Source organism: Pseudactinotalea sp. Z1748 (assembly GCF_049725185.1).
Taxonomy (GTDB): domain Bacteria; phylum Actinomycetota; class Actinomycetes; order Actinomycetales; family Beutenbergiaceae; genus CALKWS01.
This window is the reverse complement of the sequence record NZ_JBMPQB010000001.1, coordinates 590,509-603,975: the sequence shown is the minus strand read 5'-3', so window position 1 is coordinate 603,975 and position 13,467 is coordinate 590,509. Positions and strand designations below refer to the sequence as shown.

The window sequence follows — 13,467 nt, the reverse complement described above, 5'->3', positions numbered from 1 at the left end:
CTCACTGCTCCAGGCCGGGGTAGAGCGGGAAGGCCGCGGTCAGCGCCTGCACGCGGGCCTTGGCGGCGTCGATGTCGGCACCCTTGCCGGCGGCCAGCACCCCGGCGATGATGTCGGCGACCTCGGCGAACTCGGCCTCGCCGAACCCGCGCGCAGCCAGTGCCGGGGTGCCGATGCGCAGCCCGGAGGTGACCATCGGGGGCCGTGGGTCGAACGGCACCGCATTCCGGTTGACGGTGATGCCGGCCGCGTGCAGCAGGTCCTCGGCCTGCTGTCCGTCCAGTTCGGAGTTGCGCAGATCCGCCAGGACCAGGTGCACATCGGTGCCCCCGGTGAGCACCGAGACCCCGGCGCCGGTGACGTCCTTGGCGCCCAGCCGCTCGGCCAGGGCCTGCGCACCGGCTATGGTGCGCTGCTGGCGCTCGGCGAACTCGGCGGTGCCGGCCACCTTCATCGCCACCGCCTTGGCAGCCACCACGTGCATCAGGGGCCCGCCCTGCTGGCCGGGGAAGACGGCGGAGTTGAGTTTCTTGCCGAACCGCTCGGCGTCGTTGGCCAGGATCATCCCCGAGCGCGGCCCGCCCAGCGTCTTGTGCACCGTGGTGGAGACCACGTCGGAGTGCGGCACCGGGTTGGGGTGCAGCCCCGCCGCGACCAGGCCGGCGAAGTGGGCCATGTCGGTCCACAGGTAGGCACCGACCTCATCGGCGATCTCGCGGAAGGCCGCGAAGTCCAGGTGGCGGGGGTAGGCGGACCATCCGGCGATGATCACCTTGGGCTGGGCCTCGATGGCCTTGGCGCGCAACGCGTCGTAGTCGACCTGGTGGGTCGTTTCATCCACACCGTAGGCGGCCACGTTGTACAACCGGCCGGAGAAGTTGAGTTTCATGCCGTGGGTCAGGTGCCCGCCGTGGGCCAGTTCCATGCCGAGGATGGTGTCCCCGGGGCGGATCAGGGCGTGCAGGACGGCCGCATTGGCGCTGGCCCCGGAGTGTGGTTGAACGTTGGCGTAGGTGCCTCCGAAGACGCTCAGCGCACGTTCGATGGCCAACGACTCGGCGATGTCCACCTGCTCACAGCCGCCGTAGTAGCGCCGGCCCGGGTAGCCCTCGGCGTACTTGTTCGTCAGCACGCTGCCCTGGGCCTGCAGCACCGCACGCGGGACGAAGTTCTCGCTGGCGATCATCTCGAGGGTGTCCCGCTGGCGGGTCAGTTCTCCCTCCAGAACGGCGGCGATCTGCGGATCGAGGTCCGCCAGCGACTGCTCGTTGATCGGGACCTCGGAATGTGGGGACTGGCTCATCGGTTCCTCCGGTTCGGCAACGCATCACAAGGGTAGGTGGTGGACCTCGGCCCAGGCGGGCGACCTGCAGTCCTGTTGCCGTCGCTCCCCGGTGGTGACTCCACCTCGGCGCCAGTCGCGACGGCACTACCCTAGCAACCGCAGAGCGGCCCGGCCGCCACCGGTGATCCCCGGCTGGGTCAGCCGCCGGAGTCCTCGGCCACCTCCACGTCACCGAGGATCTTGCGCAGGTAGGCATAGGTGAGGTCGCCGGCGTTCTGGTCGTACTGGTGCTCATAGCCGGCCTTGGCGTACAGGGACAGGTTCTGCTTGGAGTCCTGGCCGGTGAACACCCACACCTCATTGGTGCCCTCGGGCAGGTAGGCCAGCACCGCCATCAGCAACCGGGTGCCGATGCCCCGGCCCTGCAGGTCCGGCACCACCGCCAGGCGTCCCAGCAGGGCACGGTCCTCCTCCAGGCCCACCCGGATCGAACCGACCATGCGCGTGCCCGACCAACCGGCCAGGGTTACCACGTCCGGGCGTTGCAGGTCGGCGCGCAACTCCTCCAGGGTCTGGGTCAGCGCAGGAATGTGCGCGTCGCCGTAGAGTTGGGCCTCGGTCACGAACGCGGCCCGGCGCACCGTGAGCAACTCCCCGGCGTGGGCATCGTCGACGACGTCGATCCGCAACTGGTCATCCATACCCCCATCTTGGCATCCGCGGGCGCGCCCGTTGCGCCAACGGCGCCGATGGGGCGCATCCGGGTGCCGGGACCGATGACGACGGGCGCCGGCCGCTGATCCCTGCCGGTACCCTCGTGGGCGTGACGATCGAGACTTCCTCCCCGGTGCACTGGGTGCTGACGCTGTCCTGCCCTGACCGCTCCGGAATCGTGCACGCGGTGGCCGGGGCGCTGGCCGCGCACGGCGGCAACATCACCGAGTCCCAGCAGTTCGGCGATCCCGACTCCGGACTGTTCTTCATGCGCGTGCAGGTGGAGGCGAGCACACCCCGGGGAGAGTTGCACCGGGCGATCGGCGAGATAGCCGAGCGGTTCTCGATGACGTGGCAACTGGATGTGGCCGGACGTGCGCTGCGTACCCTGGTGCTGGGCTCGACCACCGAGCACTGTGTGGGCGACCTGCTGTTCCGGCAGCGCTCCCAGCGCCTGCCGGTGGACATCCTCGGGGTGGTCTCCAACCACACCACCCTGGCGCCGCTCGCACACTTCTACCAGGTGCCCTTCCACCACATCCCGGTCACCAAGGGGACCAAGGACGCCGCCGAGCACCGGCTGCTGCGCCTGGTGGGTGACCTGGACGTGGAACTGGTGGTGCTGGCCCGGTACATGCAGATCCTCTCGCCCTGGCTATGCGCGGAACTGGCCGGGCGGGTCATCAACATCCACCACTCGTTCCTGCCCAGTTTCAAGGGCGCCCGCCCCTACGCCCAGGCCCATGACCGGGGCGTCAAACTCATCGGCGCCACCGCCCACTACGCCACCGAGTCACTCGACGAGGGTCCGATCATCGAACAGGACGTCGAGCGCGTCACCCACGCCGACACGGTCGCCGACCTGGTCTCGATGGGCCAGGACGTGGAGCGGCGCGTGCTGGCCAGGGCGGTGCGCTGGCACGCCGAACACCGGGTGCTGCTGGACGGTCACCGCACCGTGGTGTTCCGCTGACCCCTGCGCGCGGGGTTGGGCTCAGCGGTTCTTGTAACCCTTGGGGTCGGTCGGGTTCTGCATCGGCACTGTGGAGGAGTGACCGGTCTGCAGACCGCCGGAGGCATCGCCGCCACCGCCGGGTTGGGTGAGGTGCCCGCCGGGGTTGTACCCGGTGGACACGGTGCCCAGCTGCTGTCGCTTCGCACGTGCACGCGCCATCCGCACCGCGCCCTGGATCATCAGGATCAGACCGAACACGACCGGGACCCACAGCAGGCGGAACTCCTCACCAGGCATGGCACTGAAGTAGCTGTAACCGGTCACCCCGATGCCGACGAGCACCAGCACCAGACCCAGCAGTACCGTCTTGCCACCACCCTGCGGGCCCACCGGAGGCGCCGCGTTGGGGTTGCCGCCCGGGGTGGACGAACCGGAATGGGTGGACACCGTCGGGCCGCTCTGACCGTAGGTGGCCCCGGCGCGCACCCCGCTCGGCGTGGAGGCACCGGCGGTGTACGGCGACCCGCCCGCGGATCCGCCCGGACCCGGCGAGGCACTCGAGGGTGAGGCCGGCGCCCCGGCGGAGGACTGGCTCACGCCGTCGGAGGCCGACCGCGGCTCGCGGTTGGAGACGTGGAAGTCCGGACCCCTGGGTGCCCCGGGAATGTGTGCCTCACCGGAAGGGGACACGCTGCCGTAGGAGGCAACGGTGTCGCTGGTCTCGAACAGGGAGGATCCGGACGACAGGGCCGAACTGCCGAACAGGCTCGAGCCGACGTCGTCTGCCTTCTCCAGCCAGAAGTCCCAACCCTGCGGCGGCTCGGGCCAACTCGGGTCGGGTTTCCATCCCGGCGGCGGCGTCCAGCCCTCTTCGGGCTTGGGCCAGCCGGGTGGGGGGTTGAAGACGCGCGCCATGAACCCGACGATAGTTCACCCGGGCCCGGCCCGAAAGGCGAGGAGGCCGGCAGAACTGCCACAGGTGCGTCGGCGCTGCCCGGTCAGGGCAGTGATCTGGTCCGGGTGGGCACGAGCGGCGGGGCCGGCCACAACTCAGATCAGCCCGAGGCCGGCCACCGCGTCGCGCTCCTCGATCAGTTCCGCCACCGAGGCATCGATCCGGGCACGGGAGAACTCGTTGATCTCCAGGCCCTGCACGATCTCCCACCGGCCACCGGTGCTGCGCACCGGGAAGGAGGAGATCAGCCCCTCCGGTACCCCGTAGGAACCGTCGGAGGGGATCGCCGCCGAGGTCCAGGAGTGCGTTCCGGTGCCGTTCACCCAGTCATGCACGTGGTCGATCGCGGCGTTGGCGGCCGAAGCGGCGCTGGAGGCCCCGCGGGCGTCGATGATGGCCGCTCCGCGCTTGGCCACAGTGGGGATGAAGGTGTGTGCGAGCCAGTCCTCGTCGTCGATCACCTCGGGGGCGGGGCGCCCCCCGATGCGCGCGTGGAAGATGTCGGGGTACTGGGTGGCGGAGTGGTTGCCCCAGATGGTCAGGTCCTTGATCTGGGCTACCGCAGCCCCGGTGCGGGTGGCGATCTGGGAGACCGCCCGGTTGTGGTCCAGGCGGGTCATCGCGGTGAAGCGTTCCGCGGGCACGTCCGGGGCGTGCGCCTGGGCGATCAGGGCGTTGGTGTTGGCGGGGTTGCCGACCACCAGCACGCGCACGTCGTCCGCGGCGCCGGCATTGATGGCCTCACCCTGGGGCTTGAAGATGCCTCCGTTGGCCTCCAGCAGGTCGCCGCGCTCCATGCCCGCACCGCGGGGCCGGGCGCCGACCAGCAGTGCCACGTTCACACCGTCGAACGCCGCAGTGGCCTCGTCGAAGATGTCGACCCCGTGCAGCAACCGGAAGGCGCAGTCCTCCAGTTCCATCGCGGTGCCCTCGGCGGCCTTGACCGCTTGCGGAATCTCCAGCAACCGCAGCCGGACCGGCACGTCGGGTCCGAGCAGCTGACCGGAGGCGATCCGGAACAGCAGGGCGTACCCGATCTGACCGGCTGCTCCGGTGACGGTGACATTGACCGGCGCGGTGGTGGGTGCTTCAGACATCGGTGCTCCTTCGAGGTCGGGTTGCCCCGGGACTGCCTGCTCGCAGCCGGGCGCTGCATGGGCCCCGGGTCGGTGCCGTCGGCCCGGGTGCGCTCCGGGGATGTGGTGCGGTGCTCCCTAGTTATATAGTGCACGACCCCTGAGGGCAGAATCGACCGGTCGTGGCACCGGGTACCGGCGAGGCGTTCAGGGCCGGCCGAACCTGAGCGTGACGATCTGGAACGGGCGCAGGTCCAACTCGACCCGTCCGTCCGGGTCTACCTCGACCCCGCGGTCGGTGCCGGGCCGCTCCAACACGTCGGTGGCGAGCGCGCCGGTGGCCTGGAACCCGGGCGTCACCGTGGCCCTGGCCCGCCCGCCCCGGGACTCGTACAGCCGCACGATCACGTCCCCGCTGCCATCGCGGGCCAACTTGACCGCCTCGACCACCACCGCCGGATCGCTCACCTGCACCAGCGGGTCCACCGCCCCGGAACCGCTCACCGTGCGCTCGGGCAGGTTGATCCGGTACCCCTCGGTGACCGCGTCGGCGATCTCCGCGCCCACCACCAGGGACGAACGCAGCGTGTGCCTGCCCTGGTCGGCGTCGGGGTCGGGGAACATCGGGGCGCGCAGCAGGCTCTGGCGCACCGTGGTGGTGGTGCCGCCGTCGGCGCGGGTGGTCCGGGTGATGTCATGGCCGTAGGTGGAGTCGTTGGCCACAGCAAAGCCGTACCCCGGCTCACCCACGTGCACCCAGCGGTGCGCCACCGTCTCGAACCGGGCATGGTCCCAGGAGGTGTTCGCCGCGGTGGGGCGGTTGATGTGACCGAACTGGATCTCACTGGCCGCCTGTTCGGCGCGCACATCCAGGGGGAAGGCCAGTTTCAGCAGGGTGTGCCGTTCATGCCAGTCCACCTCGGTGGTCAGTTCCACCCGGCGGGCGCCGTCGGGCAGCAGGTAGCGCTGCACGATGCGGGAGTCGCCGTACCGCCGCTGCACCTGCACCCCCGCGCCGCCGGACGTATCGGTGATCTCCTGGATCGAGATCGCCTCGGTCAGGTCGCGGACGTTACGCCGGTAGTGCTCATCGATATCCCACGCGTCCCACTGGTTCGGGATGTCCCGATGAACCTGCAGCAGGCCGGCTACCTGCCCCGGCGGCAGTGCCTGGCGACCGGTGCGCAGGTCCAGGACGGACGTGATCAGCCCGCGCCCGTCGATACCGACCCGCAGCCGTCCGTTGTCCAGCACCACGCCGGTATCGTCCCGGACCAGGTCGGTCACGCCGTCGTCGGCTGTTCCGGCAGCCGCGCCCGCGCCGAGGGCGGGCACTGCCCCACGTGGGAACGGACCGGCGTTGAACGTCACCTCCTCGGTGCCCTCACCGGCCAGCGCCGCCAGCGCGGTGGCGATGATCTGTTCCAGTTCGGCGATCGTCTCGGTGTAGCGCTGCTCGGCCTCGCGGTGCACCCAGGCGATGGAGGTGCCGGGCAGAATGTCGTGGAACTGGTGCAGCAGCACCGTGCGCCACAGCCGCTGAAGATCCTGGGCGGGGTAGGCCGCTCCGGTGCGCACGGTGGCGGTGGCGGCCCACAACTCGGCCTCGCGCAGCAGGTGCTCGGTGCGCCGGTTGCCCGCCTTGGTGCGGTGCTGGGAGGTGTAGGTGCCGCGGTGGTACTCCAGGTAGAGTTCCCCGGACCACACCGGCGGGCGGGTGTACTCGGCCCGGGCGGCAGCGAAGAACCTCGCCGGTGAGGACAGCACCACCTTGGGTGAACCCTCCAGGTCCGCGGTGCGCCGGGCGGCGGCGATCATCTCCCGGGTAGGTCCGCCCCCGCCGTCGCCATGGCCGAAGGGCACCAGCGAGGTGTTCGCCCGGCCCTTCTCGGTGTACTGACGCTGGGCGCGGGCCAGTTCCCGGGCGGACAGGTCGGAGTTGTAGGTATCCACCGGAGTGAGGTGGGTGAAGATGCGGCTGCCATCGATACCCTCCCAGTCGAAGGTGTGGTGCGGCATCGCGTTGGTGTCGTTCCAGGACATCTTCTGGGTGAAGAAGGCGTCCTTGCCCGCGGCGGCTGCGATCTGCGGCAGGGCACCGGTGTAGCCGAAGGAGTCCGGTAGCCACACATCGGTCGTCTCCACCCCGAAGGTGTCCAGGAAATAGCCGCTGCCCTCGAGGAACTGGCGGGCCATCGCCTCCCCGCCGGGCATGTTGGTGTCGGACTCCACCCACATCCCGCCGGCCGGGATGAACCGGCCCTCGCGCACCTTCTCGGCGATCCGGACGAACAGTTCGGGGTAGTACTGCTCGATCCAGGCGTACTGCTGGGCCGAGGAGCAGGCGAACGTGAAGTCGGGGTCGGTCTCCATCAGCGCCAGCACGTTGGCGAACGTGCGCGCGCACTTGCGCACCGTCTCGCGCACCGGCCACAACCAGGCCGAGTCGATGTGGGCATGCCCGACGGCGTGGATGCAGTGGGCGGAGGCGTGGGCCGGGGCGGAGCGCACCGTGGCCAGGGCCGCCCGGCCCGCCTGTGCGGTGCCGGGCAGGTCGGCCGGGTCGATCGCGTCGAGCATGTCCTCCAGCGCGGCCACGATCTGGCCGCGGCGGGGGTCCTGGGCACTGAGTTCCTCGACCAGCCCGCCCAGTGCGGTCACGTCCTGGACCAGTTCCCACACCGGCACATCGAGCAGCGCGACGTCCACGGTGCGCAGCGTGTAGAGCTCGCTGGGGTCGGCGGTGGACTTCTCACCCATCGTGGTGGGCTTGGTGAAGGAGCCCTGGGGGACGTCGGGGTTCGCGGCGGCCTCGATGTAGACCTCGATCCGGTCCCCCGCGGCCGCCGGCAGTACCACGTACTGGTTGCGCGGTTCCAGGGCCTTGAGGATCTCCCCCTCGGCGGAGTAGACGATCGCCTCGGCCTGGAACCCCGGGTTGGCCCCGGAGAAGCCCAGGTCCACCACCAGTTCCGGGCGCACCTGCCCAGCACCGATCTCGCCGGACCACTCCGGCGGGACCGTGCCGGTGACGTGGAACCACACCGTGCCCCACGGCTTGCCCCACGGGGTGCCGGTCGGGTGCGGCCGGTACCGGCCCTGGATGGCCTGGCTGAACGGCACCGGTTCGTCCGGCACCTCCCAGGAGGTGACCTCCAGCGCGGCGCGGTGGCGGTACTGCGCCGCCAACAGCCACTCGTCCACGAATCGCCGCAGGCGCCCCAGGGTGCGGTCGGTGGTGTCGTGCATGCCTTCACTCCTCGCGAGGGGTGCCTCGCCGTCGTCGGATGGTTCGTCTGCTGCGTGGCCGGCGCAGACCGGGCTGACAGGTGACCCGACAACCCTGGCAGCCGCCGCGGGCGCTCACAACCACCTTTCCACCTGATGGCCGACCCCGGTGGCGTGGCCACCGAGGTCGGGGTGAGAGGATCAACTGCGACGTCAATTCCGCTCGAGAGGAAACCATGAGCGAACAGCCCACCACTGACCCGGCCGCCGCCCCGGTGGCGTACCCGCTGCTGACGCGGGTGGCCGGGGAAGCCGCCGGGACCTTCATCCTGGTGTTCATCGGACTGGGGGCGCTGCTGTACAGCGGCACCCTGCGGGAAGTGGACCCGCTGATCAACGCACTGGCCTTCGGGGTCGCGTTCGCGGCCGCCATCGCGCTGTTCGCCAGGGTCTCCGGTGGCCACATCAACCCGGCGATCTCCCTGGGCGCGGCGGTCAAGGGGCAGTTGGGCTGGGGTGATCTGCCGGCGTACTGGCTGGGCCAGCTCGTCGGTGCGATCACCGCCGCGGCGGTGCTGTTCGCCACGCTGCCGGCCGGTTTGGCGACCCAGGTGGGCGCCAGTGACCAGGCCTTGTTCAGCCAGGCCGCGAACACCTTCGGCGACCAGTCCTACCTCGCCCAGATCTCCGGCGGGCAGATGAGCTTCGGCCTGGTCCAGGTGCTGCTATTGGAGGCGGTGGGTGCTGCGGTACTGACCGCGGTGGTGCTGGCGACCTCCCACCGCGGCCGCACGCACGTGGCCCCGGTGGCCGCCGGACTGACCCTGACCGGGCTGATCCTGGCCCTGGACCCGGTGACCGGGGGCGGTCTGAACCCGGCCCGCTCCACCGCTGCGGCGGTATTCGCCGAGCCGGCCGTACTGGGGCAGTTATGGCTGTTCTGGCTCGCTCCGATGATCGGCGGCGGGGTGGCCGGACTGGCCTACCTGCTGTTCGCACCGACCCCGCAGATGGCACTGGTGGAAGAGGACGACTGGGCCGGGGACGAGGAGGTTCCCGACGCCGAGGAGATCTCCGGGGCCGAAGCGGACGACTGGACTTCTGAGGAGGTCTCCGGGGCCGCGGCGCTGCCGGACTTGGACGCCGAGGAGCGCACCACCATGGAGTTCGACCCCGATGACGCCGAGCCGGTCGCGCAGGTGGAAGTCGACGAGGACGAGTTCGGCGACGCCGGCGCCGATCCGGGCCGGCGGGGCTGAGCCGGCTCGGGTGCACCCGGCTAGAGGTTGTCCGCTGTCAGCGCCATCAGCGCGATACCGACGGCGCCAAGCCACAGGAAGGCCACATCGAAGAGCCGTGAGCGCGCGCTGATCCCGAGCGGGCCCGGCGCCGGGAGCGCCAGACGGATCGCACCGAGCACCCCCAGGTGCACGGCGAACGCCACCCCTGCCACCCGCGCCCCGGTCATCAGGGCCAGCAGCACCGCCACCACTACCCCGCCGAGGGCCCACCACAACGCCCACGTCCGGGGCGGCGGGGGCCGGTGGATCTCCGGCGCGGGATTGCGGCTCATGGCGGCACCGAGACTACCGTTGTGTGCGTGAACACCAGCACGCCACCAGCGCATGTCGTGGTCGTCGGCGCCGGCCTCGCCGGCCTGCGCACCTGCGCGGCGCTTCGAGAACGTGGCTACCAGGGCCGGATCAGCGTGGTCGGGGCCGAGGACGTGGGCCCCTACGACCGGCCACCGCTGTCCAAGGAACTGTTCAGCCGGCCCGAGCCGGCATGGCTGCACGAGGAACTGGGCCAGGACCTGCACGACCTGGCCCAGGAGGTGTATCTGGGCGAGCACGCCGTGGAGCTGCGCCCCGGCGGGCGCCGCCACCGGCTCAGCCTGGCCAGTGGCGCCGAGTTGAACGCCGATGCGGTGGTGCTGGCGTGCGGCTCGTTGCCGCTGAACCCCTGGCCGGGGGCCTCAGCGCTGCACACCGCCGCCGACGCGGTCGGTCTCCGGGCCAGACTGGCCGCGACCGGGCAGCACCTGCTCATCATCGGCGCCGGCTGGATCGGGGCCGAGGTGGCCGGTGTGGCCGCCGCTGCCGGCGGCCGGGTCACGGTGGTGGAGGCCGCGGCCCAGCCACTGTCGCGACAGTTGCCCGCCGAACTCGGCGAACGCACCCGCCCCTGGTACGCCGAGGCCGGGGTGGAGTTGCGCACCGGGACATCGGTGGCGACCGTCCGGTCCGACGGCGTGGAACTGGGGGACGGGGAGCGCATCGGTGCCGATGTGGTGCTGGCAGCCGTGGGGGTGGTGCCGGCCACCGGGTGGCTGGCCGGCGCGGTGCCGCTGGGCGCCAGGGGGCACGTGCTGACCGACGCGAACGGCCGCACCAAGGTGCCCGGGGTGTGGGCGGTGGGTGACTGTGCCTGGCGGGAGGACCCGTTGTTCGGGCAGGTCCCCGGTGGGCACTGGTCCGCCGCGCTGCACGACCCGGACCGGCTCGGTGCGGCGATGCTCGGGCTCGACGTACCCGAGCAACGCCCGGCCCCGTTCATCTACTCCACCCAGTTGGGCCACCACCTGAGCGTGTTCGGGCGGGTCCACGGCGACCTGATCATCCGCGAGTACGGCGAGCGCCCGATGGCGCAGACCGGACCCTGGACGGCGTTGGTCACCGAGGGCCCCAAGCTGGTCGGGGCGGTGATCGCCGACATGCCCCGGGATGTGTCCGCCGCGCGCAGACTCCTCGGCACCGGCACCCTTCCCGACCTGGACCTGGCTGCCGCCGAGGACCCCGCGGTGCGCCTGCGCGCCGCTGTGCTGGGGTGATCCACCGGCACCCGAATCAGTGCGCGAAGTGGCGGGTGCCGGTCAGGTACAGGGTGACACCGGCCTCCCGGGCGGCGGCGATGACCTCGTCATCGCGCATCGACCCGCCGGGCTGGACAACGGCGCGCACGCCCGCGTCCAACAGCACCTGCAGGCCGTCGGCGAACGGGAAGAACGCATCGGAGGCAGCCACCGCCCCACGGGCCCGCTCGTGCTCACCGGTGTTGGCCCGTTCCACCGCCAACCGGCAGGAGTCCACCCGGTTCACCTGGCCCATGCCGATCCCGACCGCTGCGCCTGCATCAGCGAGCAGGATGGCGTTGGACTTCACCGCCCGCACCGCCCGCCAGGCGAACTCCAGGTCCACCAGCGTGTCCTCATCCGCGGGCTCCCCGGCGGCGAGGGTCCAGTTCGCGGCGGAGTCGCCGTCGGCGTCGATCGCATCGGTGCTCTGCATCAGCATGCCACCATAGATCTTGCGCAACTCGGTGCCGCCGTTGCTCCCGGTGCCCGGGACGGTGAGCAGGCGTACGTTCTTCTTCCGGGTCAGGATCTCCCGCGCCTCGGCGCTGAAGGACGGTGCGAGGATCACCTCGGTGAACACCTCAGCGACCTGGGCTGCCATCGCGGCGTCCACCTCGCGGTTCGCGGCGATGACTCCCCCGAAGGCCGAGACCGGGTCGGTGGCGTGGGCCTTGGCGTGGGCGGCGGCAATGCCCTCGGCCACCGCGATCCCGCACGGGTTGGCGTGCTTGATGATCGCCACGGTGGCCACGTCACCGTGGTCGTGCGCGGCGCGCCAGGCGGCATCGGCGTCGACGTAGTTGTTGTAGCTCATCTCCTTGCCGTGCAACTGCTTTGCGCCGGCAAGCCCGCTCGGTCCGAACCCGTCGGTGTACAGCGCGGCTCGCTGGTGCGGGTTCTCCCCGTAGCGCAGCACCGAGGCACGCTCCCAGGTGGCCCCGACCCATCCCGGAAAGCCCGATCCGTCGTCGTCGGGTGCGAGCACGTTGCCGATCCAGGAGGCCACGTGCACGTCGTAGGTGGCGGTATGCCGGAACGCCTGGGCGGCCAGGTGCTGTCGTTGCGCGAGGGTGAAGCCCTGCCCTTGCGCGGCGGCGACCACGTCCGCATATCCGGAGGGGTCCACCACCACCGCCACGCTCGGGTGGTTCTTCGCGGCCGCGCGAACCATCGCCGGGCCGCCGATGTCGATCTGCTCCACGGCCTCGTCGGGGCCGGCGCCGGAGGCCACCGTCTGGGTGAACGGGTAGAGGTTGACCACCACCAGCTCGAACGGGGCAACGCCCAGTTCCTCGAGCTGGTCCACGTGGTCGGGCTTGCGCCGGTCGGCCAGGATGCCGGCGTGCACCCTCGGGTGCAGGGTCTTGACCCGGCCCTCCAGGCACTCCGGGAACCCGGTGACCTCCTCCACCGGGGTCACCGGAACTCCGGCCTCGGCGATCACCCCGGCGGTGGAGCCGGTGGAAACCAGTTCCACGCCGGCATGATGCAGCGCGCGGGCGAGGTCGGCCAGCCCGGTCTTGTCGTAGACGGAGATGAGGGCGCGGCGCAGGCGGATCTGGTCGGTCATGGTTCGGCGGGCTCCAGGGTCAGGTGGTGTCTCATCGCCCCGGGCACCCAGGCGAGCGGTGCACGAGGAATTCTCCGGGCGGCCGCTCCCCGGTGGTGCTCCACCTCAGGCGCCAGTCACGGCCACCGCCCAGCCTAGCGTGCGGGACCGCCCGCCCGGTGGCACCTCAGGCCGGGCCGAGGCGCACGCGGCGCCCCTGCACCTGCCACCCTTCCCGGACCATCCGGCCCAGGGTGTGCACCAACTGCTCCCGCTCGGCCACCTTGATCCGTTCGGTGAGTGCCTCCAGGTCGTCGTCGTCGAGCACCGGCACGGCCACCTGGGCGATGATCGCGCCGGTGTCCATGCCGTCGTCGACCACGAAGAGTGTGGCACCGGCGAGTTTCACCCCGTACTCCAGCGCCTCCTTGGGCCCGTGGATGCCCGGGAACGCCGGCAGCAGGGAGTTGTGGGTGTTCAGGTACCGACCGGAGAATTCGGCCAGGAACCTCGGGCCCACCAGTTTGAGGAAGCCGGCCGCGATCACCAGGTCCGGTTCGTGCGCGGCGACCTGATCGGTCAGGGCCGCATCCCAGTCAGTACGCTCGGGATAGACCCCCACGCGCTCCACGAAGGTGGGCACGCCGGCGGCTTCGGCCAGTGCCAGGCCAGCGGCGCTGGGCCGGTCCGCTCCCACCGCCACCACCTCGGCCCCGTAGCCGGGATCCTCGCACGCTCGCAGGAGGGCGGCCAGATTCGATCCCCCACCGGAGATCAGGACGACGAGGCGCGCTGGGGTGGTCACGAGAGCCGACTTTAGTGGCAGGGCCGCGATCTGGGACAATGGCGGC

General features: G+C 71.0%; 11 protein-coding genes and 2 riboswitches. Of the genes, 3 read left to right on the top strand and 8 right to left on the bottom strand.

Annotated features, from left to right (window positions below; translation table 11 throughout):
• Position 1: 1 nt before the first annotated feature.
• Both glyA and ACO0LU_RS02840 read right to left on the bottom strand, forming a co-directional pair.
• Positions 2–1,303 (bottom strand): serine hydroxymethyltransferase, encoded by a 1,302-nt coding sequence (glyA, locus tag ACO0LU_RS02845; RefSeq protein WP_424789904.1) that lies wholly within the window; start codon positions 1,301–1,303, stop codon positions 2–4.
• 42 nt (positions 1,304–1,345) lie between these two features.
• Positions 1,346–1,432, bottom strand: a riboswitch (ZMP/ZTP riboswitch).
• A gap of 50 nt (positions 1,433–1,482) precedes the next feature.
• Positions 1,483–1,986 carry a GNAT family N-acetyltransferase gene (locus ACO0LU_RS02840; RefSeq protein WP_424789903.1) on the bottom strand — a complete coding sequence of 168 codons (504 nt, stop codon included), beginning with the start codon at positions 1,984–1,986 and terminating at the stop codon, positions 1,483–1,485.
• A gap of 116 nt (positions 1,987–2,102) precedes the next feature.
• Here ACO0LU_RS02840 and purU point away from each other — a divergent pair, with 116 nt between their 5' ends.
• Entirely contained in the window at positions 2,103–2,972 is an 870-nt protein-coding gene (gene purU / locus ACO0LU_RS02835; protein ID WP_424789902.1) for a formyltetrahydrofolate deformylase, read from the top strand.
• Between the two features lie 21 nt (positions 2,973–2,993).
• Here the strand turns inward: purU and ACO0LU_RS02830 are convergent, their stop codons facing one another.
• The 3 genes from ACO0LU_RS02830 to ACO0LU_RS02820 all read right to left on the bottom strand — a co-directional run bounded on the left by ACO0LU_RS02830 (position 2,994) and on the right by ACO0LU_RS02820 (position 8,234).
• Positions 2,994–3,869 carry a hypothetical protein gene (locus ACO0LU_RS02830; protein WP_424789901.1) on the bottom strand — a complete coding sequence of 292 codons (876 nt, stop codon included), beginning with the start codon at positions 3,867–3,869 and terminating at the stop codon, positions 2,994–2,996.
• Between the two features lie 135 nt (positions 3,870–4,004).
• Positions 4,005–5,006 carry a malate dehydrogenase gene (locus ACO0LU_RS02825; protein WP_424789900.1) on the bottom strand — a complete coding sequence of 334 codons (1,002 nt, stop codon included), beginning with the start codon at positions 5,004–5,006 and terminating at the stop codon, positions 4,005–4,007.
• A 186-nt stretch (positions 5,007–5,192) separates the two neighbouring features.
• Positions 5,193–8,234, bottom strand: coding sequence for an alpha-mannosidase (locus tag ACO0LU_RS02820; protein WP_424789899.1), 3,042 nt, complete (start codon positions 8,232–8,234; stop codon positions 5,193–5,195).
• Between the two features lie 215 nt (positions 8,235–8,449).
• On the opposite strand from ACO0LU_RS02820, the gene ACO0LU_RS02815 reads away from it, so the two are divergent.
• Positions 8,450–9,472 (top strand): MIP/aquaporin family protein, encoded by a 1,023-nt coding sequence (locus tag ACO0LU_RS02815; protein WP_424789898.1) that lies wholly within the window; start codon positions 8,450–8,452, stop codon positions 9,470–9,472.
• Between the two features lie 20 nt (positions 9,473–9,492).
• Here ACO0LU_RS02815 and ACO0LU_RS02810 read toward each other — a convergent pair whose 3' ends face one another.
• Positions 9,493–9,786 (bottom strand): DUF3017 domain-containing protein, encoded by a 294-nt coding sequence (locus ACO0LU_RS02810; protein WP_424789897.1) that lies wholly within the window; start codon positions 9,784–9,786, stop codon positions 9,493–9,495.
• Positions 9,787–9,813: 27 nt separating this feature from the next.
• Here ACO0LU_RS02810 and ACO0LU_RS02805 point away from each other — a divergent pair, with 27 nt between their 5' ends.
• Positions 9,814–11,043, top strand: a complete 1,230-nt coding sequence (locus ACO0LU_RS02805) for an NAD(P)/FAD-dependent oxidoreductase (RefSeq protein WP_424789896.1) — start codon at positions 9,814–9,816, stop codon at positions 11,041–11,043.
• A 16-nt stretch (positions 11,044–11,059) separates the two neighbouring features.
• Here the strand turns inward: ACO0LU_RS02805 and purH are convergent, their stop codons facing one another.
• Together purH and purN are read right to left on the bottom strand one after the other, a co-directional pair.
• Positions 11,060–12,637 carry a bifunctional phosphoribosylaminoimidazolecarboxamide formyltransferase/IMP cyclohydrolase gene (gene purH / locus ACO0LU_RS02800; protein WP_424789895.1) on the bottom strand — a complete coding sequence of 526 codons (1,578 nt, stop codon included), beginning with the start codon at positions 12,635–12,637 and terminating at the stop codon, positions 11,060–11,062.
• A 38-nt stretch (positions 12,638–12,675) separates the two neighbouring features.
• Positions 12,676–12,767, bottom strand: a riboswitch (ZMP/ZTP riboswitch).
• Positions 12,768–12,803: 36 nt separating this feature from the next.
• Positions 12,804–13,421, bottom strand: coding sequence for a phosphoribosylglycinamide formyltransferase (gene purN / locus ACO0LU_RS02795; protein WP_424789894.1), 618 nt, complete (start codon positions 13,419–13,421; stop codon positions 12,804–12,806).
• Positions 13,422–13,467: the final 46 nt, after the last annotated feature.

Bases quoted from the DNA above. Each gene is read 5' to 3' on its own strand.
- glyA (WP_424789904.1), bottom strand. From the start codon at position 1,303: ATGAGCCAGTCCCCACATTCCGAGGTCCCGATCAACGAGCAGTCGCTG.
- ACO0LU_RS02830 (WP_424789901.1), bottom strand. From the start codon at position 3,869: ATGGCGCGCGTCTTCAACCCCCCACCCGGCTGGCCCAAGCCCGAAGAG.
- ACO0LU_RS02810 (WP_424789897.1), bottom strand. From the start codon at position 9,786: ATGAGCCGCAATCCCGCGCCGGAGATCCACCGGCCCCCGCCGCCCCGG.
- ACO0LU_RS02825 (WP_424789900.1), bottom strand. From the start codon at position 5,006: ATGTCTGAAGCACCCACCACCGCGCCGGTCAATGTCACCGTCACCGGA.
- purH (WP_424789895.1), bottom strand. From the start codon at position 12,637: ATGACCGACCAGATCCGCCTGCGCCGCGCCCTCATCTCCGTCTACGAC.
- ACO0LU_RS02840 (WP_424789903.1), bottom strand. From the start codon at position 1,986: ATGGATGACCAGTTGCGGATCGACGTCGTCGACGATGCCCACGCCGGG.
- ACO0LU_RS02820 (WP_424789899.1), bottom strand. From the start codon at position 8,234: ATGCACGACACCACCGACCGCACCCTGGGGCGCCTGCGGCGATTCGTG.
- ACO0LU_RS02815 (WP_424789898.1), top strand. From the start codon at position 8,450: ATGAGCGAACAGCCCACCACTGACCCGGCCGCCGCCCCGGTGGCGTAC.